The sequence below is a fragment of the Aeromonas sp. S16(2024) genome, from assembly GCF_041403065.1.
Taxonomy (GTDB): domain Bacteria; phylum Pseudomonadota; class Gammaproteobacteria; order Enterobacterales; family Aeromonadaceae; genus Aeromonas.
Genome location: NZ_JBGLQX010000011.1, coordinates 26,255 through 47,524, shown reverse-complemented (window position 1 = coordinate 47,524; position 21,270 = coordinate 26,255). Strand labels below are relative to the sequence as shown.

At 60.4% G+C, this 21,270-nt stretch carries 19 protein-coding genes; 7 read left to right on the top strand and 12 right to left on the bottom strand.

Annotation, left to right across the window (positions count from 1 at the left end):
• Positions 1-8: 8 nt before the first annotated feature.
• From ppnN to queF, 4 genes are all read right to left on the bottom strand, one after another.
• The gene (gene ppnN, locus ACB030_RS10180) at positions 9-1,364 is read right to left on the bottom strand and encodes a nucleotide 5'-monophosphate nucleosidase PpnN (RefSeq protein WP_106886059.1); all 1,356 of its coding nucleotides are present in this window, start codon (positions 1,362-1,364) and stop codon (positions 9-11) included.
• 158 nt (positions 1,365-1,522) lie between these two features.
• On the bottom strand, positions 1,523-3,118 hold the full coding sequence (locus ACB030_RS10175; RefSeq protein WP_371159499.1) for a diguanylate cyclase: 1,596 nt from the start codon (positions 3,116-3,118) through the stop codon (positions 1,523-1,525).
• Between the two features lie 85 nt (positions 3,119-3,203).
• A complete protein-coding gene (locus tag ACB030_RS10170) occupies positions 3,204-5,474 on the bottom strand; it encodes a hypothetical protein (protein ID WP_371159497.1) in 2,271 nt (756 codons plus the stop codon).
• Positions 5,475-5,588: 114 nt separating this feature from the next.
• Entirely contained in the window at positions 5,589-6,437 is an 849-nt protein-coding gene (gene queF / locus ACB030_RS10165) for an NADPH-dependent 7-cyano-7-deazaguanine reductase QueF (protein WP_290030446.1), read from the bottom strand.
• Between the two features lie 105 nt (positions 6,438-6,542).
• On the opposite strand from queF, the gene syd reads away from it, so the two are divergent.
• Positions 6,543-7,091: a SecY-interacting protein gene (gene syd / locus ACB030_RS10160; protein ID WP_202046948.1), complete on the top strand. Its 549-nt coding sequence runs from the start codon at positions 6,543-6,545 to the stop codon at positions 7,089-7,091.
• A 90-nt stretch (positions 7,092-7,181) separates the two neighbouring features.
• On the opposite strand, the gene ACB030_RS10155 is transcribed toward syd, so the two are convergent.
• From ACB030_RS10155 to ACB030_RS10135, 5 genes are all read right to left on the bottom strand, one after another.
• Positions 7,182-7,967: a Zn-ribbon-containing protein gene (locus ACB030_RS10155; RefSeq protein WP_371159494.1), complete on the bottom strand. Its 786-nt coding sequence runs from the start codon at positions 7,965-7,967 to the stop codon at positions 7,182-7,184.
• 9 nt (positions 7,968-7,976) lie between these two features.
• A complete protein-coding gene (locus ACB030_RS10150) occupies positions 7,977-8,273 on the bottom strand; it encodes a hypothetical protein (RefSeq protein ID WP_139745747.1) in 297 nt (98 codons plus the stop codon).
• Between the two features lie 200 nt (positions 8,274-8,473).
• A complete protein-coding gene (locus tag ACB030_RS10145) occupies positions 8,474-8,710 on the bottom strand; it encodes a DUF2789 domain-containing protein (RefSeq protein WP_025327930.1) in 237 nt (78 codons plus the stop codon).
• Between the two features lie 65 nt (positions 8,711-8,775).
• Positions 8,776-9,072 (bottom strand): DUF3301 domain-containing protein, encoded by a 297-nt coding sequence (locus ACB030_RS10140; protein WP_371159491.1) that lies wholly within the window; start codon positions 9,070-9,072, stop codon positions 8,776-8,778.
• Between the two features lie 72 nt (positions 9,073-9,144).
• Positions 9,145-10,173 carry a DUF3549 family protein gene (locus ACB030_RS10135; RefSeq protein ID WP_163147691.1) on the bottom strand — a complete coding sequence of 343 codons (1,029 nt, stop codon included), beginning with the start codon at positions 10,171-10,173 and terminating at the stop codon, positions 9,145-9,147.
• Between the two features lie 212 nt (positions 10,174-10,385).
• Between ACB030_RS10135 and ACB030_RS10130 the strand changes: the two genes are divergently transcribed.
• The 6 genes from ACB030_RS10130 to ptsG all read left to right on the top strand — a co-directional run bounded on the left by ACB030_RS10130 (position 10,386) and on the right by ptsG (position 16,912).
• Positions 10,386-10,721 (top strand): YqcC family protein, encoded by a 336-nt coding sequence (locus tag ACB030_RS10130; RefSeq protein ID WP_025327927.1) that lies wholly within the window; start codon positions 10,386-10,388, stop codon positions 10,719-10,721.
• A 58-nt stretch (positions 10,722-10,779) separates the two neighbouring features.
• Positions 10,780-11,526, top strand: coding sequence for a tRNA pseudouridine(65) synthase TruC (truC, locus tag ACB030_RS10125; protein WP_139745750.1), 747 nt, complete (start codon positions 10,780-10,782; stop codon positions 11,524-11,526).
• A gap of 167 nt (positions 11,527-11,693) precedes the next feature.
• On the top strand, positions 11,694-12,134 hold the full coding sequence (locus tag ACB030_RS10120) for a flavodoxin (RefSeq protein WP_371159488.1): 441 nt from the start codon (positions 11,694-11,696) through the stop codon (positions 12,132-12,134).
• Between the two features lie 519 nt (positions 12,135-12,653).
• Entirely contained in the window at positions 12,654-13,985 is a 1,332-nt protein-coding gene (locus ACB030_RS10115) for a maltoporin (protein WP_371159486.1), read from the top strand.
• A gap of 90 nt (positions 13,986-14,075) precedes the next feature.
• Complete coding sequence (locus ACB030_RS10110) at positions 14,076-15,050, top strand: MalM family protein (protein ID WP_371159484.1); 975 nt, start codon at positions 14,076-14,078, stop codon at positions 15,048-15,050.
• A gap of 431 nt (positions 15,051-15,481) precedes the next feature.
• The gene (gene ptsG / locus ACB030_RS10105) at positions 15,482-16,912 is read left to right on the top strand and encodes a PTS glucose transporter subunit IIBC (RefSeq protein ID WP_371159482.1); all 1,431 of its coding nucleotides are present in this window, start codon (positions 15,482-15,484) and stop codon (positions 16,910-16,912) included.
• A 181-nt stretch (positions 16,913-17,093) separates the two neighbouring features.
• Here ptsG and ACB030_RS10100 read toward each other — a convergent pair whose 3' ends face one another.
• The 3 genes from ACB030_RS10100 to glnD form a co-directional block, all read right to left on the bottom strand.
• Positions 17,094-17,477: a DUF3461 family protein gene (locus ACB030_RS10100; protein ID WP_005330793.1), complete on the bottom strand. Its 384-nt coding sequence runs from the start codon at positions 17,475-17,477 to the stop codon at positions 17,094-17,096.
• A 127-nt stretch (positions 17,478-17,604) separates the two neighbouring features.
• Entirely contained in the window at positions 17,605-18,432 is an 828-nt protein-coding gene (gene dapD, locus ACB030_RS10095; protein ID WP_005330795.1) for a 2,3,4,5-tetrahydropyridine-2,6-dicarboxylate N-succinyltransferase, read from the bottom strand.
• Positions 18,433-18,608: 176 nt separating this feature from the next.
• The gene (gene glnD / locus ACB030_RS10090; protein WP_371159480.1) at positions 18,609-21,266 is read right to left on the bottom strand and encodes a bifunctional uridylyltransferase/uridylyl-removing protein GlnD; all 2,658 of its coding nucleotides are present in this window, start codon (positions 21,264-21,266) and stop codon (positions 18,609-18,611) included.
• Positions 21,267-21,270: the final 4 nt, after the last annotated feature.

Below are 21,270 nucleotides of genomic sequence, written 5' to 3'. Positions count from 1 at the left end.
CTGCGCCCTTATTTCACGATTTCGTAGCAGGGAATGTACTGGCTGCCGGGCAGCTTCATCCGCTGCTGCCTGACGAAGCTCTCCAGCAGTCTGTCCATCAGATGCATCAGCTCCTTGTCGCCGTGCAGCTTGAAGGGGCCCTTCTTCTCGATGGCGCGAATGCCCCCTTCCTTGACGTTGCCGGCGACGATGCCGGAGAAGGCGCGCCTCAGGTTGGCCGCCAGCAGCTGGGGCGGCTGGTTGCGATGCAGATCCAGGCTCGCCATGCTGGCGTGATCCGGCTCGAACGGCAGTTGGAACTCCGGCTCTATGCGCAAGGACCAGTTGAAGGAGTAGGCATCTCCCACCGATTTTCGGTATTCGCGGATCTTCGGCATCGCCTCCTTCATCACCCGCGCCACTTCCGGGGCATCCCCGACGATGATGCGGTAGAGACTGGTGGCCGGCTCACCCAGGGTGGCCTTGACGAAGTCGTCGATGGCGCGGAAGTAGTCGGCGCTCTCCTTCGGACCGGTCAGTATGATGGGCATGGGCTGCCGCTCGTTGGCCGGGTGCATCATGATGCCGAGCAGATAGAGCAGCTCCTCGGCGGTGCCGACCCCGCCCGGGAAGATGATGATGCCGTGGCCCAGGCGCACGAAGGCCTCCAGCCGCTTCTCGATGTCCGGCAGTATCACCAACTCGTTGACGATGGGGTTCGGTGGTTCGGCGGCGATGATGGAGGGCTCGGTGAGGCCGATATAGCGGCCGTTGCGCACCCGCTGCTTGGCGTGGCCGACGGCGGCCCCCTTCATGGGGCCCTCCATGGCACCCGGGCCGCAGCCGGTGCAGATGTTGAGCTCCCGCAGGCCCAGCTCGCTGCCCACGGCGCGGGTGTACTGGTACTCCACCTCGTTGATGGAGTGACCCCCCCAGCAGACCACCAGGTTGGGATCGGCGCCGGGCAGGATCGCCTTGGCGTTGCGTAGTATGGCGAACACCACGTTGGAGATGTGGGTGGAGCTGGTCAGGTTGACCAGGCGATTGGACTCCAGCTGGGTCGAGACATAGAGGATGTCGCGCAGCACGGAGAACAGGTGCTCCTGGATGCCGCGGATGATCTCGCCATCGACGAAGGCGTGCTCGGGGGCGTTGAACAGCTCGAGTTTGACCCCGCGCTCGCGCCGGATCACATGAATGTCGAAGGACTTGAAGCGCTCCAGTATCTCTTTGGAGCTGTCGGTGTGGCTGCCGGAGTTGAGCACCGCCAGCGAGCAGTTGCGAAACAGTTGATAGATATCGCTGGAGGCGGTCTGCTTGAGGCGATCCACCTCAAGTTGGGACAGCAGGTCCATGCTGCCCACGGGATTGATGTGTGTAATCATAATTTCCCCTTTCACTCGCTTGTTATCGTTGTGCTTTCCCTGGGGAGAAAACGGGATGCCATGGCATCCCTCGATTTCGATAGTAGAGGCAAGGGGTGGGGCAGGGGAATAGGGGGTCGGTGCGTTTGCCTGTTTTTTAGCCGCAGTTCAACCCGGGTTCAGGCCAGATTGACCTGATCCCGGCCCAGATTCTTGGAGCTGTAGAGTGCCTTGTCTGCGCGCTCGAATGCGTCCGTGGTGTGGTCCCCTTCGCGAAACAGGGTGGCGCCGATGGAGATGGTGATCTCGACCCTGGCGTCTCTGAACCTGAACGGAATGCTCTTGACCGTCTGACGCAGGTTCTCCAGGGGTTTCTGGTACTTGTCCGGATTGATGTTGGGCAGCAATACCACGAACTCCTCCCCCCCGAAGCGGGCGATGAAGTCGGTGTCACGCAAGGCGTTCTGCAGGGCCTTGGCGACCACTTTCAAGGCCTTGTCCCCGGCCATGTGGCCGTAGTTGTCATTGATGTTCTTGAAGTGGTCGATGTCGATGATGGCCAGACACAGGGGGGTGCCATAGCGCAGCCAGCGCTTGTACTCGAGCTCGAGCCGCTCGTCGAGGGCCGCCCGGTTGTGCACCTGGGTCAGGCTGTCGAGGAACAGCTTGTGCTTCTGGATGGTGAGCCGCTTCTTGTACTCGGCCGTCTCCTCCTTCATCAGTCGCAGCTTGGCTTCCATGTTGGAGAGGTGGGTGAGCAGGTGACGCTCGCGACTGGCCATGGCCTCCCGCTCCTGCTGCAGGCGACGTATGGTGTCCAGATGGCTGGAGATGGCTCCCTTGAGGGACTGGGGGGAGTTGTGGGTCGCCATGGTGTGATCGATGGCCGCGAGTTCCCGCTCCAGCGCCTGGCCGCTGAGGTGGGCGGCATTTTGCAGCGCCCGCCCCTCGTCCAGGGATTCGGTAAAGTTGAAATGTACCGCGGAGAGGCTCTCGTTGAGGGAGCTGAGGAAGGCCTGGGAGGACTTACGTTCTTCCCGGGTCCCCTCAATGATGAGCTCGATGATCTGCAGGCAGATCTCCGCCAGCAGGGGCGGGGTGATCCCCCCCAGCAGCTGGCGGCGGATGTCCGCCAGGCTCTCCCCCACGGCGCCGGCAAAGTCGAGCTCGGTGATGAGCCGCTGCAGCTCATCGGAGATCTGGGCGTGTGCCTTGATATCGAAGGAGTCGGTGGGAGCCGGGTTGGAGAGCTCGGTGGCCACCTCGGGGGCGAGCAGGGGCTGACGTGGCAGCAGCTGGATCTTGATGGCCTGCTGGTAGAACTCCAGCAAGCGGATCACCTTCTTTTGGTGATCGCCTATGCCATAGCCCTCGGGGCTCGCGAGAAACTCCTTGAGGGAGCGACGGGTATCTTCCGGAAAGCCCTTCAATGACTTGAGCTGCTTGCTGCCCAGTTCGATGGCGGCCCGGGTCAGACTGATGGACTCCTCCATGGCGTGGCCATGTTGCTGCAACAGCTTCTCGATGACGGCAAGATCGGCGTCGAGCGAGGAGAGGGGAGGGTTGCCATCGAGCTTCTGCTTTAGCTTGGCGAGCCGGCTGTCCAGTTCACGATCGTGACCACGGCAGGCCTGCATCAGCTTGCCGATGAACTGGATGCTGCGGGTGCGTTCGGCCTCGGAGAACGTGGCCATGCCATCGAGCTCCTGCTGTTTTTGCTGAAGGGATTCCCTGAGTCTTGCCAGTTGTCCTGTTACGGCAGCGATATCATTCATTGTTCAGGTCGCCCTGTTGTCATTATCGTTTTTGTGTTGTCCAGCAACAGTAAGCCAATGAAAGACCCCGTTGAGTACCTTGTTGTTATGGGTTATCCGGCACTTTCGTCCGTGAAAGCAAAAGCCAATTAACCCATTGCTTTTCATGAGAAGAATTTACTTTTACCAGCCCCTTGTCAATTGCCATCAAGCAGCATTGCCACACATCGCCATTAAAAAATGCGGCCTGCTGGCAATCGATGGCCGCCAGCTCCAGCCAGACGCTCTGCCGGTATTTGTCACTGAGTTGCATGGCCCCCGAGAGCGCCAGATAACAGAGGTCGAACAGGCCGTGATGATCGAGGGCCATCGCCGCCTTGGGCAGGAAGGGGTGGCTGACGATGCCGAGGCTGATGTGCCTGTCCAGCGGGTATTCGCAGGGGAAGGCGGCCAGGGTCTCCAGCAGCTCCTGTGCCAGCTGGTGCAGCTGGGCCACGTGGCGTTGGGGCACCACATAGAGCAGGTGTCCCTCGCGCAGGTCGTAGATGCGGCCATCCTGGGGAGTCAGCTGATTGATGTAGTGGCCGAAGGCCTGTTCAATCTCGCGGCTGACCTGGTATCCATGCTGCTCCAGGTTGTTGACTAGGAAGGGCACCCGGAACAGCAGGTAGTGGAGCTTGTCGTCAAACTCGCTGGTGGGGCGCTCGCTCAGGTACCAGCGATCGGATTTTTGCTGGCGCTTGGCCATCTCGCGCGGCCAGCGGCTCATCAGTCGCTGCCAGTTGGCCAGGCCGCTGCGCGGTTCGATGAGCAGGGCTTCGCCCAGCTGTCTGGCATTGAGGCGGGCGACCCGCAGCTTGAGCCAGAGGGTGAAGAAGAGGTAGATGAACAGGACCAGTAGCAGGCCAGTGCTGACGCTGGTCCAGAGATAGCGCTCCTGCTGATGCTGGCTCTGGTCGAGGCGCTGCTCCAGCTCCTTGACCTGCTGGGCGCGCTCTACCTGGGCGTAGTTGTCGCGGACCGCCTCCTGCTCCAGATCGAGCTGCTGCTGGCGAACCAGCTCGCTGCGCTGGTGATAGTTCTTGTAGCTCTCGAGGGCCTGCTGGAGATAGCCCTTCTGCTCGTAGGCGATGGCGAGCAACCGGAAGATTTCAAACTGGCGGCGGATGTCGCCAATCCGGTTGGCCAGGGTCAGGGCATTCTCCAGCTGCAGGATGGCGATGCCCGCCTCCTGCTGCTTGAGGTGCAGCTCCCCCAGCAGCAACAGGGTGTCGATCAGCGACTCCTTGTCGTCCCCCAGCTCGTGGGACTGACGCGCCGCATTGAGGTAGTTGCGGGCCAGGGTCAGGTTGCCGGTCTGCAGATAGGTCTTGCCTATCTCGAACTTGAGGTGGGCGATGCGGGTGCGGCTGTTGCTCTCGTCCAGCAGATCCAGGGCGTTGAAGAAGTAGACCAGCGCCATGTTCATCTCCCCTTGCTCACGGTTGAGCCGGGCGAGCACTATCAGGGCGTCGCTGAGCAGGGAGGGGTTGCCGAGGGCATGGAAGTAGTTGGCCGCCTCGTTGGCATACTGCAGTGCTTTTTGCGGCTCCTGCTCCGCCTGATAGAGGCTGATCATCTGGTTCGACAGCAGGCCGAGGAAGAGGGGATCCTGCAGATTCTTGGCCTGCTGCTGGGCGTCGATGTACTCCCCGAGGGCGAGTTGGGGCTGCCCGAGCGCCTGATAGAGATCCCCTCCCACTGCGCTGACCCAGGCCCTGGCCAGGGGATTCTTGGTTTGCTCCGCCCATTGGCGCGCCTCGGTCAGCTGCTGCTTGGCCAGATCGAACTGCCGCCCCGCCATGCTGGCGTTGACGTGCAGCAGGCGGCTGTAGACCTGCAGCTGACTCTCTTTGAGGCCGGGGTTGGTCAGCAGCTTGTCCAGCTGTTCGAGCGCCATCGTGCTGGCGCCAGGGGCATGCTCCTGCATCTCCCGGCTGCGGATCTTGAGATAGAGGCCATGGGCCTGCAGCTCGAACTGCTGCTCCTTCTCGGCCATGGCGATGCCCTTGTCGAAGGAGTCCTGGGCCGGCTGGGACTGCCCCAGCTGTTGCAGGCACTCGCCCTTGATCAGGTAGGCGCCCGTGGTCTGGGTCGCAGTGCCATAGCTCAGGATCGGCTCCCGATAGCCGTATTCCTGGCGGTTGCTGATGATTTGCTTGGGATTATTGGCCGTGCGTTCGAGGAAGGAGGTGGCAATCTGGACACATCTGGCGGGATCGGTCAGCACCAGGGTCTGTGCCTGCTGCAGATCGATAGACAACTGCTCCTTGGCCAGATCCAGATCCGGAGCCGACAGGGAGGACATCATCATTGCCAGAAAAAACAGTTGATTCATTGGATTAAGAACGGCACGGAGGTGCAGGCATGTTATCCAAGCCCACCCCCGCCCGTCCAGAGTTCATTGCTGACATGGGTGATGGGCCTGATCCTCCGGCTTGTGGCGCCGGGTTTACTGGCGGATGAGGCGCAGGTTGGCGGGCACCGGCTCCCAGTCACTGCGGAAGGGGTTGATGTCCAGGCCCCCGCGGCGGGTATAGCGGGCATAGACGGTCAGCTGCTGCGGGGCGCAGAAGTGCTTGAGATCGATGAAGATGCGCTCTATGCACTGCTCGTGGAACTCGTTGTGCTGGCGGAAGGAGATAAGATAGCGCAGCAGCTTCTCCCGATTGAGGCGCGGGCCGCGGTAGTGGATCACCAGGGATCCCCAGTCCGGCTGGCTGGTGACCAGGCAGTTGGACTTGAGCAGATGGCTGTGCAGTGTCTCTTCCACTATGTCCGCCTCTGCGGCCCCTTGCAGCAGGGTCTGGTCAAACTCGTAGCTGTCGATCTCGATGTCCTGCTCGTCGATGCACTCGCCCGGCAGCAGCGCTATCTGGTGAGGGGCCTGATCGAGGGGGAAGAGGGTGACGCTCACATCCGCCCCGGCACAGGCGCTCAGGTCTTTGGCCAGCAGTGCCTGCACCGCCGCCAGGGAGTCGCAGCGGGTCTGGTTGAAGGAGTTGAGGTAGAGCTTGAACGACTTGGATTCGATGAGGTTAGGGCTGGTGGCGGGCACGGCCACTTCGCCGAGCGCGACCACGGGCTTGCCCTTGGCATTGAGCCAGGAGAGTTCGTACAGGGTCCAGACGTCACAACCCTGGAAGGGCAGCGTCTCGCCAAGGCCGAGATCGTCGCGATTCAGACTGCGTGGCACGGGTTGCAGCAGGGACGGGGTGTACTGGCTGATGTAGGCAGACTGCTGCCCCAGGCTCAGGCCCTGCAACGCGCTGGCGCCTGCGTATCTCTCTTGTTTGCTCATGCTTGTTTGCTCACGCTTGTCTGATAAAGGGTTTGATGGTGCAATGCCCGGATTTTTCGGTCAGGTTCTTGCGGCGATCAGAGGCCGCTATTGTGGGGAATATCGATGTCGGATCAAGTCCTGTCTGCCCTGGAGCAGTTCTTTTTACGCTGGCAGCGCGATGGCGAGGCGAGGCGGGGGCTGCCTCTGTGCGAGTGGGAGGCCGACTGGCGCTCTCCTTGCGAGCTGGATGAGCCCAGAGAGGGGCGGGTAGCCTGGCGTCCGCACCGGCGCCCTGTACCCGCCGACTTTGCGGCCATGGCAGATGCCCTTGAGCTGACCCTGCACCCGAGCGCCCTTGCCCTGTTTGGCCACTGGTTCAGCCGCCCGCTTCCCTGCTCCTACAAGGGGCTGCGCATCGAACTCATACTGCCGTGGAACGAGGCGGATCTGGACTTGCTCAAGGAGAACCTCATCGGCCACCTGCTGATGCTGCGCAAACTCAAGCGCACGCCGTCGCTCTTCATCGCCACCACCCGCAACGAGATGACGCTGGTATCGCTCGATAACGAGAGCGGCCAGGTGTGGCTGGAGTGGCTGGACTCCGGTCGCCGTCTGGTGCTGGCCCCCTCCCTGCCGGCCTTCCTCGCACGGTTGGAGACCTTGCCGCAGTAAGCGACCCGTTTTCGCTCGCCCCGTATTAAAGAGAAGGGCCTTGCCATCTGGCAAGGCCCTTCTTTCATGGGGGGAACGGCGCGGGCGGAGCTAGTCCTTGAAGTCCCAGGAGAGGTTGGAGACCAGCCGGCAGGGATCGCACTTGAAGTCGAAGATCTCGTGCAGTGGCGCTGCCAGTGCCCAGTCGCCGCCACAACCTGGGCAGGGGCGTGCCAACTCCGCCGCCTTGCTCAGGCCGCCGACCCTGTAGAGGTAGTAGTAGGTCGGGATCCCGCAGAGCCCCTCCAGTCGTCTGGCCAGATCGCTGCCCCGGCGCTGCAGGCGGCTGCCCACCTCGCTGATTTCGTGCAACACGGCGTGCTCGGCGATGGAGCCGTTCATCTGCAACTGATCGCAGGCCTCCCAATCCTCCTGCCACTTGATGATCTGCTTGTGGTCGCCGTTGGCGATGGCTGGCAGGCGGTAGAGCGGAATGGGGGCGAAATGATCGCCGCAGCGCAAGGGAGAGCAAGTGTGCACAAAGCTGGTGTAGAGCAGCATCCAGCTCGGCCGTTCTCCCTGCTCGCCGCAAGGATCCGTACTGTCGGAGAGCAGATCCATGCCGAGCAGATGGGGCTTGGGAGCCAGCAGCCCCGCCTGGTGCAGGCCCTGTTCGGCCAGCGCGACCTGCTCGCTCTGGTTGTCCGGGTGCAGGCTGTCCTGCTCCGGGCAGACCACCCGAGTGACAAAGCCGCCATCCTGCATGCTGGTGGGAAACTCCCGTCCCAGGATCTGCCCCTGGTAGCGCAGCATGTCGAGGTAGTTGACTATGGCCGGCTCGGCCTCGCCAAGCGACGTGTCGCGGTAGCATTCAAAGTTGAGTTCGAGGATATACATGGGGAGGCATCAATCCTGCTGCTGTTTGAGCAGCAGGGCGGTCAGGCGATCGACCTTCTGCTCGAGGCGATTGAGCTGCTCGCTCAGCTGTTGCAAATCGATGGCCTGGGCCGGGGCGGCAGCGGCGGGGGCGCTGGCCGGGGCTGGGTCTGCCGACTGGGGTTGTTGCTTCCACTGGCTCAACACCTTGAGCAACTCCGCCATGGGCACGGGGTGACTGAGGCGGGCCTTGACCATGGCGGTGGAGGGGGTGATCCCCCTGGCACTCAGTTCGTTGGCTATCTGGATGATCTCTTGGGCTGACATCTTGGCTCCTGCGCTCCTGCGCTGCTGTCTTGCTGCTTGCGGATGGTGGCACAGAGCTTAATCAAAGCCTGCCCATCAGGAAAGCGGCGCCAAGGGGAGGCTCAGTTTGTTGAGGTGGGGGAAGCCAGGGCGATTGAGATCTGAATCAGTGGTACAGAGCTCAAACCCCGGCCCTCGGGAAAGCGGGGGACGCGGGCCGCTCAGTTTGCCTGGCGCAGCATCACGTCCAGTTGATCGATGGCTTCGGACCAGTCGGAGTCGTTCCAGAGTGCGTCGCGCAGGAATACGGCCTGGGAGGGGCTCCAGAAGCTGGCCTCTGGCAACAGGGTCTGATTGTCCAGATGGTGCTCGCGGATGAAGCGATGCAGGCTTATCTCGTCATTGGCCAGGCCCAGCTGGGCGAAGAGGGCAGGCATGTCATGGGTCAGCAATTCCATCTCGTGTCTCCTTGAAGGGCGATTGTCGAGAATTATAGCCAGCCGCCACGGCCTTGCCCCATGGGCTAGGAGGGGAGGCGATGGGGCGGCAGCTCGACCCCGGCGACATGCAAGCCCTGCATGCAGAGCTGACCCTGGTAATGACTATCCCCGTCGCTGGAGAACTCGAACTGGTAATAGGTCAGCAGGCGCAGGGGCTTGTGCCCCAGGGCGCGATGGGTACGAGCCAGCGATAGCAGTTGCAGATCGTGATGCTGGCAGTAGCGCCGCATATATTGCCAGGCCAGCTCCGCCTGGCGGCGCTGTTGCCAGAAGGCCCAGCCGATGGCTCCAAGCAGCAAGATTCCAAGCATTTCTCCCATCAGCGGGTTCCTTCTGTGATGTATGGTCTGGGCCGTGCTTCCCAGAGGAAAGCACGGCCGCACCTAGAGTGGTTATACCGAGGCGAACAGTCGGCCTATGGCCTGGCCGAGGGCCTCGCTGCGCTCGGGGTCACGCAGTCTTGCCAGCATATCATTGCGCAGGGCGGGCAGTGTCACCAGCTCGGCAAAGACCTGATTGAAGAACTGGGTGGGCTGCAGGGCTAGCTGCTCCAGAAACAGTCCGAGCAGCTCGGGGTTTTTCAGATCGGGCCAGAGACGGCCTGCGATGGCGAGCAGCAGGGCCGGGCTCGGCCGGGTGTGCAGCAGGGTCAGCAGCTTGTTGCTGCGCAAGGCATTGCCTGAGCAGGAGGCCAGTGCCCGGCACAGGTAGGCCAGGGTCTCGGCACTGGGGTCGGCGCACTCCTGCTCCTTGCCGATGCGCTCGAGCAGGGCACCTTGCAGCGCCGGGGGCAGGGGGGCGTTTTCCAGGCTCTGGCACAGGGCGTAGAGCGGCTCCTGAGGCAGCCTTGGCAGCGCCTTGCACACCAGGGCCAGATTGCGTTCATCCTGCAGCCGCTCCGCCAGATCGGCGAAGCCTTGCAGCCCCAGGGCCTGCCACCCCTCTTCCCCCGGCGCCGCCAGGTAGTGGCAGAGGGCCTCGTAGTAGGCGGAAGGCGCCTGCTCCAGCTGACGGGCCAGCTTGGCATGCAGGCTGGCCATCTTGGCCTCGGCCGGCCGGAAGGTGTAGGGGTTGTCGGCCAGTCGCTGCGCCTTCTCCTCATCCAGATCGCCGGTGAGCTTGTAGCCCAGGGTCTCGACCACCTGATCCATGAAGTGCTTGGGGCCGCTGGCGATGAGCAGGCCATGCTCGTCGAGGGCAAACTTGAGGAACCAGAGGTAGTGCCTGGATTCGGCTGGCTGGAAGAAGTGCACGCCGAGCCAGGCATGCTGTTGCAGTGGCCAGGGGTAGGGCTCCTGCTGCTGTTCGATGCGAACGAAGAGATCGCTCGCCAGCGGGCGCACCTGGCGGCCCATGTCGAACAGCTGGAACTGGGTCTCGGCCTGGGTCAGGAATTCGGTCAGGGTATTGATGGCAGACATGAAGGCATCCGGCTAAATGTGATGCGGGCGATTATAAGGAGGCTGCATCAGATAGCCAGTGGTGCAGGTGCGGGCCATGAAAGTGATGGCAGCATGGCAGCCACCCCGGGGGCGGTGTATAGTAACGCCCCTTTTTGGCACGCGTGTTTAAAGAAGACGGGATCCCTGCCCTCTGGCAGCGGGATGATCGTCGAGACGAGGAAGAGGACGAGATGAATCAATATTTGCTGGTCGCCGGTCTGCTGGGTGAACTCACCGCCGAGTTGCAACGCCTCGAACGCTGGCAAGCCGAACATCCGGGGGCCGAGGCGCTGGCGAGCGAGCTGCCGTTTTGCGTCGATACCCTGAGCTTCGATCAATGGTTGCAGTTCGTGCTGATACCGCGCATGGAGCAACTGGTGCTGCTGCAGGCGCCGCTGCCCACCAGCGTATCCCTCTATCCCATGGCGAGCGAAGCCTACAAGGACGAGCTGGCCGAGGTGGCCGGGCTGCTGCGCCTCATCGGTCGTTTCGATCTGCTGCTGACCGGAAAAGTGGTGGAGCAATGATCAATCCCCTGCCTGCCCTGGCCGCGGCGCGCTTCATTGGTGATACCCGGGTGGCGGCATGAAACTGACCCTGCTCTACCAGGATGAGTGGCTGGTGGCGGTCAACAAGCCGTCGGGCCTGCTGGTGCATCGCAGCTGGCTCGACAAGGCCGAGACCCGTTTCGCCATGCAGATGACCCGGGATCTTATCGGGGGGCGTCATGTCTACCCCGTGCACCGGCTCGACAGGCCCACCTCAGGGGTGTTGCTGTTTGCCCTCGATCCCGCCGTGGCCCGGACCCTGACCGAGGCGTTTGCCGCCCGTCGGGTACACAAGGAGTACCTGGCGCTGGTGCGGGGCTGGGCCCCCGAGCAGGGGCTGATCGACTATCCCCTCAAGGAGCAGCTGGACAAGATAGCCGATGCCATGAGCAGCCCCGATCGCCCCGCCCAGGAGGCGGTGACGACGTTCCGTCGTCTGCATCAGGTCGAGCTGCCCCACGCCGTCTCCAAGAAGCATCCTACCAGCCGCTACAGTCTGGTTCGGCTCTTCCCCAAGACGGGCCGCAAGCATCAGCTGCGTCGTCATCTGGATCACCTGTTCCATCCCATAGTCGGTGACACCACCCATGGTGATGGTCGGCATAATCGCTTCTTTCGCGAGCACTATGGTTGCGAGCGGCTGCTGCTGGTCGCCCACCGCTTGAGCTTCGAGCACCCGGTGCTCAAGGTGCCGATGCGGATCCAGGCGCCACTCGGCCCGGAAGTGCTGGGCTTGTTCGCCAGGCTGGGGTGGCCCGCCAGCGAGAGCGACTACGGCGCCTGATACCCGTCATCATTTGTGGCCTCTGACCGGGCTGTGGCATGCTGTAGGCCACGCCTGTCAGAGGAACCACTTATGGCTCAACGAGATACCCCGCCAGCAACCCCGCGCACCCAGACTCAGAACTCTGTGCCAGAGTCGGGCCCTCTCCTTCGTTCGAGGAGTCGCTGATGACCGACATCGATATCCTGGTCGGCACCGTCTATGGCTCGGCCATGCTGGTGGCCGAGACACTGCGGGATCACCTGCAAGCCCAGGGGCATGTCTGCCAGCTCTTCGACGAAGCCGAGCTGACTGACATAGACCCATCCCGCTTCTTGCTGATCGTCAGTGCCACCACGGGGCAGGGGGATATTCCTCCCAATCTGCAACCCTTCGCCACTGCCCTGGCCGATCGCGCTCCTTATATGAAGGGATGGCGTTATGCCCTCATCGCCATGGGGGACAGCAGCTATGAACACTTCTGCGGGGCCGGACGCAGGCTCGATGAACTGCTGCAGGAGCTGGCCGCCGACGCCCTGGTACCGCGCCTTGAGATAGACGCGACACTGGAGGATGAGCCTGAGGTCGCGGCGCTGGCCTGGTTGAAAAGCTGGGAAAATAGGCTCTAGCCGGATTGCCTTCGTATTTTAAATTTCTCCCCCGTGAGCGTGCTGACGGGGGAGTGTTATTTTGGGACTCACTTAACCTTTCTTGAAATATATCCCGCACTTTATCCGGTTACTTTCCCCCGCCAGATCGGATTCCTCAGACCCATATTCATCAGAACGGCGACACATCAGAAAATTAAAAGTTCCGCACTGAAAGCGATTTCAATCATGTTTTCGTCACGGCGCGACTGTTTATTCACTTAATCTTCATCGCAAATTAATAGTTGAAAGCGCTTTCTTTGGCGTTGTTTTTCTTTTTGTGGGTGATTGTTGGTGTTTTATTGCTTATTTTTGCTTTTTTTGTCTTGATGTGCGTCCTCTGGGGTGGGGGCGCGCGATTTGTCACCGTTTTGTGAATCAGCTCATGTTTGTCGCGAAATTGGCTACATATAATCGACCCCGGTTATCGCTGAAACGTTTTTCAGTGATAAGAACTTGAATATCAGGATCACACTCCCAGCGGGAATAAGGAAAATGAAAATGAAAGCAAAGTGGCTCCCGATTGCAGCAGCAGTAACCGCTGCCCTGGCTTCTCAAGCCGCCTTCGCCGTTGATTTCCACGGCTACTTCCGTTCCGGTGTCGGTGTTTCCGAGGATGGAAGCATGCAGACTGGTCTGTCAGATAATGCAAAACAGAAAGTTGGTCGTCTGGGTAATGAAGCGGATACCTATGGCGAAATCCAGCTGGGTTCTGAGGTTTTCAACAAAGATGGTAAAACCTTCTATGTAGACTCCATGGTTGCAATGACATCCAATGGGTCTAATGACTGGGAGTCTACAGAGTCTCGTTTCCAATGCACCTCTGCCGATGGCTCTACATTGGACGGATGTGAAAACAAGGAAGACGCTACTTTTGCTCTCCGTCAGTTCAACGTACAAGCCAAGGGCCTGCTGGGCTTTGCACCGGAAGCCACCCTCTGGGCCGGTAAGCGCTACTACCAACGCCATGACGTCCATATCTCAGATTTCTACTACTGGAACATCTCCGGTGCCGGTGCTGGTATCGAAGGCATCGAAGCCGGCCCTGGTAAGGTTTCCTTCGCCTGGGTTCGCAACGACCGCAGTGGTACCAGTGATGGTTGGACATACAATGATGAAATGAATGTCAACACGTTGGATCTGCGTTATGCCGGAATTCCTTTGTGGCAAGACGGTTCACTGGAAGTCGGCGTAGATTATGCGATTGCGAATCCATCCGATGCCCAAAAAGATTCGGCCAATCCACAGTATAAGAATGCCAAAGATGGTGTCATGCTCACCGCCGAGCTGACCCAGGGCATCTTCGGTGGCTTCAACAAGACAGTGCTGCAGTACGGTACAGAAGGCTATTCCAAGGCGTTTGCCTTCTGGGGTGACGGCTCCTGGTACGGTGCTGAAGCCAAAGACGGTGCCGATGGTTTCCGCTTCATCAACCATGGTGTAATCCCGATGGGCAACTCCTGGGAGATGGGTCACCAGCTGGTCTACGGGGTAGGCAACGAGATGTGGGTTGGCAATGACAAATGGGAAACCATGTCCGTCGTTGCTCGCCCGATGTACAAGTGGGATGACTTCAACAAGACCATCTTTGAAGGCGGCTACTTCAAGGACAAGAACAAGTCCACCAATGGCTCTTCCCTTGAGGATTCTGGTTACAAGCTGACTCTGGCTCAGGCCTGGTCCGCCGGCTCCAGCTTCTGGGCCCGCCCGGAGATCCGCGTGTTTGCCTCTTACCTTGCGCAAGACAAGCAAGATATGAAGGGTAATGCGTTCAATGGCGGTACATCCGATGATACTTGGAACTTCGGCGTCCAAGCAGAAGCCTGGTGGTAAGCAATCTCTTCAGTTAAGTTAGTCACTGCCCCCTGATGGGGGCAGTTTTGTTTAGCAGGATTTGGCAACCGGGTTATGGAGATAAGAAGAATGAAACTGGTAAAGATGTCTATCGCGGCCGTGGTTACCGCGCTGTTGGCCGGTTGTTCCGGTAGCATGGTGGTGCCCGTACAGGAGCACGCCTCCATCCTGAGTAATGCCGATCAGGCCAAGCAGGCGCTCGCTCAGACGACGAGCTGCTGCAAGGCATTCAACGAATTCAGTTATGTTTCCTTGCCGGAAGGCGAGACGCTGCTGGCCATCGATGGCAAGCAGCCCAGTTTTCAGTTTGACGAGGGGATGAGTTATTTCGCCGCTTATCGCCTGCCGGTCAATACCGGCAACCTGGCCATCACCCTGGCCTCCCAGGTGAGCAAGACGGTGCTCGTGCCCAAGGTGGTCATGCTGGATGCCCAGTTCAAGGTAACCCGTGTGCTGGGTGAATCTGTCTTCACGTATCAGCCCGCCCACCTGCTCGACAATGACAGGATCGAAGGCAAGGTGTTCGTGGATCGCAGCATGCCGGGCAACCCGGCGACCGAAACCTATATGGTGGTCTACGCCCCGGCCGACGAGCTGTCCGGCAGCACCACCATCTTGCACCCCGCGAAGGCCTTTGCCCGTGCCAATGGCACTGTCGAGCCGGATATCAAGGATCCCGTGATCCCCCATTCCCCCTGGGGTCTGCTGCAAATCAAGGTCGTCGACATGGCCAAGGGGCAGGGTCTGGAAGCCGTGTTCAAGCCCGAGTATTCGGACAAGGTTGCGATGAGTCAGGCCAAACCGGCCACGACGGCCGTGGCGGCGACGGTGGCGACCACTGCCGCTGTTGCCACGCCCCCCAGCACACCAGCTCCCGCCATGCTGAGCGAGACAGAGACCTTCTACAACAGCCAGATCGAGAAGGCGGTCAAGGCCGGGGATATCGACAAGGCGATGCAGCTCGTGAATGAAGCCGAGCGGGCCGGTTCAACCAAGGCGAAATCCGTCTTTATTGATGCGGTGAAGCGTTCACAGAAAAACTGAATAACCGGATTTATTCAAAGTAATATTTAATTCAGGCCTCCCTTGTTGGAGGCCTTTTTAATCGGTAGACTGAATAATATAAAACCGCAATAAGTTACATGTCGTTACAATTGGTTTCATTAGGTATTCATTGGTTTCTTTTTGAGTTATTTTGAAGTGGTTTTTTTCTTTTTGCGGCGAAGCTATAACAATACGAAATAATATTCAAGGCTGCCCCCTTCCTGCTTATTTATTATCTTGTGATCTCTCCTCCAAATTTATTATTACCTTGGTCTCGGTGGAGGCATTTCCAACCCTGCTGGGTTATATTCTGTAGGTCAAAAATAAACACCCCCGGAAAACGCATTCGATGCAGCCATGGATGAAGTACACCGTCATCAATAAACTGCACTGAGTCGTTGTCGGAAAAAAATCCATTCAGGAGCGCACACATGTTAAAGAATGCTTTCTCTAATCTGCAAAAGGTCGGTAAGGCGCTGATGCTGCCCGTATCGGTCTTGCCCGTTGCAGGTATTCTGCTGGGGGTGGGCGCTGCTCACTTCAGCTGGTTGCCGGAAATTGTCTCCCAGCTGATGGAGCAGGCCGGTGGTTCAGTGTTTGGCCAGATGGCCCTGCTGTTCGCCGTCGGCGTGGCACTTGGCTTTACCAATAACGACGGTGTATCCGGTCTGTCTGCCATCGTCGGCTACGGCATCATGGTCGCGACCCTGAAGGTCATGGCACCTGTGATGGGCGTCGAGAGCATAGATACCGGTGTGCTGGGGGGTATCCTCGCCGGTGGTGTCGCTGCTTGGGCGTTCAACCGCTTCTACAAGATCCAGCTGCCCGAGTACCTTGGCTTCTTCGCCGGTAAGCGTGCCGTGCCCATCATCACCGGCTTCGTCTCCATCGGCCTGGGTGTTGTGCTCTCCTTCATCTGGCCGCCGATCGGTGGTGCCATCGGTGCCTTCTCCGACTGGGCTGCCAACCAGAACCCGGTACTGGCCTTCGGTATCTACGGCGTGGTTGAGCGCTCCCTGATCCCGTTCGGTCTGCACCACATCTGGAACGTCCCCTTCTTCTATCAGGCGGGTACCTGTGTCAATGCCGCTGGCGAAACCGTACACGGCATCATGACCTGCTTCCTGACTGCTGATGACGCTTCCCGCGCTGCCGGTAACGGCTTCGGTCAGCTGGCCGGTGGTTACCTGTTCAAGATGTTCGGTCTGCCTGCCGCTGCGTTTGCCATCGCTCACGCTGCCAAGCCGGAAAACCGCGCCAAGATTGTTGGTATCATGGCCTCCGCTGCCCTGACCTCCTTCCTGACCGGTATCACCGAGCCTATCGAATTCTCCTTCCTGTTCGTCGCACCTGTGCTGTATGCGATTCACGCCCTGCTGGCCGGTCTGGCTTACGTGCTGACCAACATGCTGGGTGTCGTGCACGGTCACACCTTCTCCAATGGCTTCATCGACTTCGTGGTGCAATCACCCCGTGCCGACAACATGCTGCTGCTGGTTGGTCTGGGTCTGGTCTACGCCGTCATCTACTACGTGGTCTTCACCGTGGTGATCCGTGCCATGAACCTGAAAACCCCGGGTCGCGAAGACGAAGCTGCCGAAGAGACCGTTGGTCAAAGCAAAGACGAGATGTCTGCTGCCCTGGTGTCTGCCTTCGGTGGTAAAGATAACATCGCCTCCCTGGACGCCTGCATCACCCGTCTGCGTGTCGGCGTGAAGGATGTGGCCAAGGTTGACCAGGCTGGTCTGAAGAAGCTGGGCGCCGCCGGTGTGGTGGTTGCTGGCTCCGGTGTACAGGCCATCTTCGGTACCAAGTCCGACAACCTGAAAACCGACATGGACATCTGGATGAAGAGCAACTAATCCTGTTGCCTGACTATCAGAGTGTTTGAAGAGGGAGGCGCAAGCCTCCCTTTTTGCTGGGCGCTTGTCAGCCAGCTGGGCGAAGGGCCGAGCAGATCCGGGGGGAGGGTGCTGGCAGCTTCCCTGTGGAGCGGCATTTAAAAAGGCGCCTGATGGCGCCTTGTGCAGGATGGGGAGCAGTCTAGAGTTTTTCCAGATCCCGCTCGATTTCGCTGATCTTGTTCTGCACTACTTTTTCCAGGTGGCGCAGGTCACGCAGGATTTTCTGCTTGATGTCCTGATCGATCTCGACGTGCACGCCCTGGGTCAGGTTATCCAGCTCATCCACCACGTACTTGAGGTTGGCGTTGATCTCGGTGACATCCTTGTACTCATGGGTGCCCGAGTCTATCAGCATGGTCTTGCGCTGGCGGGGATACTTGAACTTGACGCTCTTGGCGAAGAACTCCCCCTTCTGTTTCTTGAAATAGATCTTGAGGATGTCGTGGTTGGCTTCCTGGCGCAGGGTATAGCTGTCCACTGAGGTGGGCTCCTGGATCCCCAGGCTCTTCAGATTCTCGTACATCGGGCTTCCTCGGTTTGAAACGATCCTGACCCATCTATCTTAACCGAGTCACGGTGGCTTGCCTGTGACAGGAGCGCCAAAATCAAAAGGGGCCCAAAAGGCCCCTTTTTCCATGATAGCTGGTCGATTACTCGTCGATGGAGCGCAGCAGGGCGTTGATGCCGACCTTGGCACGGGTCTTGGCATCCACCTTCTTGACGATGACGGCGGCATAGAGGCTGTACTTGCCGCACTTGGAGGGCAGGGAGCCGGAGACCACCACTGAACCGGCCGGCACGCGGCCATAGTGGATCTCGCCGGTTTCGCGGTCATAGATGCGGGTGGACTGGCCGATGAAGACGCCCATGGAGATGACGGAGCCTTCCTCGACGATCACCCCTTCAACCACTTCGGAGCGGGCACCGATGAAGCAGTTGTCCTCGATGATGGTCGGGTTGGCCTGCAGCGGCTCCAGTACGCCGCCGATGCCGACGCCGCCGGAGAGGTGCACGTTCTTGCCGATCTGGGCGCAGGAGCCCACTGTGGCCCAGGTATCGACCATGGTGCCTTCATCGACGAAGGCGCCGATGTTGACATAGGAGGGCATCAGCACGGTATTGGGGGCGATGAAGGAGCCCTTGCGAGCGGTGGCCGGCGGCACCACGCGCACGCCCGCCGCCTTGAACTGCTCGGCGGTGTAGTCGGAGAACTTGAGGGGAACCTTGTCGTAGTATTGGGCGTCGTCGCCCTTGATGATGCCGTTGTCATTGATGCGGAAATAGAGCAGCACGGCCTTCTTCAGCCACTGGTGGACGACCCACTCACCGGCAATCTTCTCGGCGACCCGGGCCTTGCCGGAGTCCAGCAGATCGATGGCCTCCAGGATGGCGGCCTTGGTGGCGGCATCGACGGAGCCGGGGGTGATGGAATCACGGCGCTCGAAGGCCGCTTCGATGGTCTGTTGCAACTGGGTCATGACAGGTTTCCTTTAAAAAATTCTGTTTGTTGTATCACACTTTTCCAATCGTTTTTAAGGGCTCTGGCCGATTTCTTCAAAAGAAAGGCGGTTTATTGTACTTGAGTGGCCCAACCACTTGTTCTGATTGATAAATCAGAACGATAAACGGCGTCTTGTGAAGCCTTGCCCGGGCCTTATCGCCCCTCTTCGTCCCCCTGCTCCTGGGGGTTGAGCTGATTGACCAGCCGCTCCTCCAGCGCCTGCTGTTCGGCCTGGTTCAGCGGCTCGCCGGCCAGAGTGGTGAGGCTGAAGAAGTCTTCCACCCGCTCGCCTATGGTGGTGATCTTGGCGGCATGCAATTCGATGCCGCACTGCTGGAAGACGGCACCGATACGGGCCAGCAGGCCCGGGGTATCCAGGGCGGTCAGCTCCAGCAGGGTGTGGCGGCTCTCCCCCTTCGTGGGTGAAGAGCGGGGCAGGAACACCACCCGGGTCGGCACGCTGAACTGGCGGTGGCGCCTGGACAGGGGCTTGTTGCGCAGCACCAGCTTGCCCGGCTCCTGCAACGCCTTCTCCAGCGCCTTCTTGATGGTGGCGGTGCGGTTGGGGCTGATGGGCTCGCCATTGGGTTCGAGCACGATGAAGGTGTCCAGCACATAGTCGTTGCGCGAGTTCATGATCTGGGCGTCGTGGATGTTGAGGTTCTTCTGATCCAGCGCCGAGGCCACGGTGGCGAACAGATTCGGGGTGTCGCGGCAATAGATGAACACCTCGCTGCCACCCCGGATGGGGTGCTTGCCGATGAGCACCAGGGGGGCCGGATTGTCGCCGTGCGCGATGATCTTGCGGCAGTGCCAGGCGATCTGCTCCGGGCTGTGGCGCAGGAAATAGTCGGCCTTGAAGTCATTCCAGAGGGCGTTGACCGCTTCCTCGGGCACCTCGCGCTGGGCCAGGATCTGCCTGGCCTGGCGCTGGTTCTCGCGGATCTTGAGGCGCATGTCCGGCGGGTTTTCCAGCCCCTGGCGCAGCGCCTTCTGGGTGGCGAAGTAGAGCTCCCGCAGCAGGGTGCCCTTCCAGTCGTTCCACAGGGTGTCGTTGGTGGCGCAGATATCGGCCACGGTCAGGCAATAGAGCAGATCCAGGTGCAGTTCGTCGCGCACCTTGTGAGCGAAGTCGGTGACCACTTCGGGATCGTAGATGTCGCGGCGCTGGGCGGTGACCGACATCAGCAGGTGATGGCGCACCAGCCAGGCCACCAGGCGGCTCTCGTAGCGATCCAGCCCGTGCAACTGGCAGAACTCCAGTGCATCGACGGCGCCGAGCTCGGAGTGATCCCCCCGCCGTCCCTTGGCGATGTCGTGGAACAGGGCGGCGATGCTGAGCAGCTCCGGCTTGCGCAACTGGGTGAACACCTCGTGGCAGAGCGGGTGGGTCTGGCGGCTGGCCGGATTGGGGAAGCGATGGATGTTCTGGAGCAGGCGATGGGTGTGCTCATCCACCGTGTAGGCGTGGAACATGTCGAACTGCATCTGGCCGACGATGAGGTTCCACTGGGGCAGATAGGCCGCGAGGATCCCGTACTTATGCATAAGAGTGAGGGGCTGGCCGATGCCGTTGGGGTGGCGCAGCAGCGCCATGAACAGACGACGGCATTCGGGCAGGTCCTGCAGCCAGCAGCTGAGGGTGCGTCTGGCTTCGCGCAGCTGGCGCAGGGTGGCGGAGTGGATGCCGGCGATGTCCGGGTGCTGGGCTATCTGGTAGAAGAGCCGCAGTATGGCGGCGGGGTCGCGGCCAAACAGCTCGGAATCCACCGCATCGATGAGGCGGCCACGGAGCTGGAACTCGTCGCTGATGCGGCGCACATCCATGGCGGTGTTGCCGAGAATGGCCTCGTCAAACAGCTGCAGCAGCATCTCGTTGAGCTCGGCGACCCGCCGTACCGTCTGATAGAAACGCTTCATCATCTGCTCGACCGGGCCGTTGCCTTCCCCCTCGAACCCCAGCATCTGGGCCACTGTGCGCTGGCGATCGAACAGCAGACGGTTGTCTCCCTTGTTGATGGCCATGTGCAGGGCGAAGCGCACCTTCCACAGGAAGTTCTGGCAGTCGAGCAGTTCGCGGTACTCGGCCCGGTTGAGGAAACCGTGGCTGGTCATCTCGAACAGGGTAGTGGCGCCGAAGTGGCGGCGGGCGACCCAGGCCAGGGTCTGGATGTCGCGAAGGCCCCCGGGATTGTTCTTGAGATCCGGCTCCAGCTTGTAGGCGGTGCCGAGAAACTGCTGGTGGCGCAGGCTCTGCTCCTCGCGCTTGGCGCGAAAGAAGGCCTCGCTCGGCCAGAAGTGCTGGGGCTGGGTGGCGGCCTGCAACTGCTCGAACCCCGCCAGGCGTCCGGTGATGTAGCGCGCCTCGATGAGGTTGGTGGCGACCGTGATATCGCTGCGGCCCTGCTCGATGCACTCGCTCACGTTGCGCACCGATTGCCCGACCTCCAGCTTGAGATCCCACAGCAAGGTGATGAACTCGCCGATGCGCAGCCCCAATACTTCGTCCAGCTCGTCCCCTTCATAGAGGATGAGCAGGTCGATGTCGGAGTGGGGGTGCAACTCGCCCCGGCCATAGCCGCCCACCGCGATCAGGGTCAGGCTGGTCTTGTCGAAGCCGAATTTATACCAAAGCCGGGTCAGCAGCGCGTCCATGTACTCGGAGCGGGTGGCCACCAGTTCGATGATGTTGTCACCGGCATCGAAACGGGCGTGCAGCCAGACAAGGAAGCGGCTCAGATACTCCTTGCAGTTGTCACGGGTGAGCTGGTCGTCGGGTAACAGGTGGGGGGAAAGCAGACTGGCATCCATGGCA

What these genes read in the sequence shown, in the direction of transcription:
- ACB030_RS10100 (WP_005330793.1), bottom strand. Translation starts at nt 17,477, where the DNA reads ATGTACGAGAATCTGAAGAGCCTGGGGATCCAGGAGCCCACCTCAGTG.
- ACB030_RS10150 (WP_139745747.1), bottom strand. Translation starts at nt 8,273, where the DNA reads ATGTCAGCCCAAGAGATCATCCAGATAGCCAACGAACTGAGTGCCAGG.
- ACB030_RS10140 (WP_371159491.1), bottom strand. Translation starts at nt 9,072, where the DNA reads ATGGGAGAAATGCTTGGAATCTTGCTGCTTGGAGCCATCGGCTGGGCC.
- ACB030_RS10145 (WP_025327930.1), bottom strand. Translation starts at nt 8,710, where the DNA reads ATGGAATTGCTGACCCATGACATGCCTGCCCTCTTCGCCCAGCTGGGC.
- ACB030_RS10130 (WP_025327927.1), top strand. Translation starts at nt 10,386, where the DNA reads ATGAATCAATATTTGCTGGTCGCCGGTCTGCTGGGTGAACTCACCGCC.
- syd (WP_202046948.1), top strand. Translation starts at nt 6,543, where the DNA reads ATGTCGGATCAAGTCCTGTCTGCCCTGGAGCAGTTCTTTTTACGCTGG.
- truC (WP_139745750.1), top strand. Translation starts at nt 10,780, where the DNA reads ATGAAACTGACCCTGCTCTACCAGGATGAGTGGCTGGTGGCGGTCAAC.
- ppnN (WP_106886059.1), bottom strand. Translation starts at nt 1,364, where the DNA reads ATGATTACACACATCAATCCCGTGGGCAGCATGGACCTGCTGTCCCAA.
- ACB030_RS10110 (WP_371159484.1), top strand. Translation starts at nt 14,076, where the DNA reads ATGAAACTGGTAAAGATGTCTATCGCGGCCGTGGTTACCGCGCTGTTG.
- glnD (WP_371159480.1), bottom strand. Translation starts at nt 21,266, where the DNA reads ATGGATGCCAGTCTGCTTTCCCCCCACCTGTTACCCGACGACCAGCTC.
- ACB030_RS10170 (WP_371159497.1), bottom strand. Translation starts at nt 5,474, where the DNA reads ATGAATCAACTGTTTTTTCTGGCAATGATGATGTCCTCCCTGTCGGCT.
- ACB030_RS10120 (WP_371159488.1), top strand. Translation starts at nt 11,694, where the DNA reads ATGACCGACATCGATATCCTGGTCGGCACCGTCTATGGCTCGGCCATG.
- ACB030_RS10175 (WP_371159499.1), bottom strand. Translation starts at nt 3,118, where the DNA reads ATGAATGATATCGCTGCCGTAACAGGACAACTGGCAAGACTCAGGGAA.
- ptsG (WP_371159482.1), top strand. Translation starts at nt 15,482, where the DNA reads ATGTTAAAGAATGCTTTCTCTAATCTGCAAAAGGTCGGTAAGGCGCTG.
- ACB030_RS10135 (WP_163147691.1), bottom strand. Translation starts at nt 10,173, where the DNA reads ATGTCTGCCATCAATACCCTGACCGAATTCCTGACCCAGGCCGAGACC.
- queF (WP_290030446.1), bottom strand. Translation starts at nt 6,437, where the DNA reads ATGAGCAAACAAGAGAGATACGCAGGCGCCAGCGCGTTGCAGGGCCTG.
- ACB030_RS10115 (WP_371159486.1), top strand. Translation starts at nt 12,654, where the DNA reads ATGAAAGCAAAGTGGCTCCCGATTGCAGCAGCAGTAACCGCTGCCCTG.
- ACB030_RS10155 (WP_371159494.1), bottom strand. Translation starts at nt 7,967, where the DNA reads ATGTATATCCTCGAACTCAACTTTGAATGCTACCGCGACACGTCGCTT.
- dapD (WP_005330795.1), bottom strand. Translation starts at nt 18,432, where the DNA reads ATGACCCAGTTGCAACAGACCATCGAAGCGGCCTTCGAGCGCCGTGAT.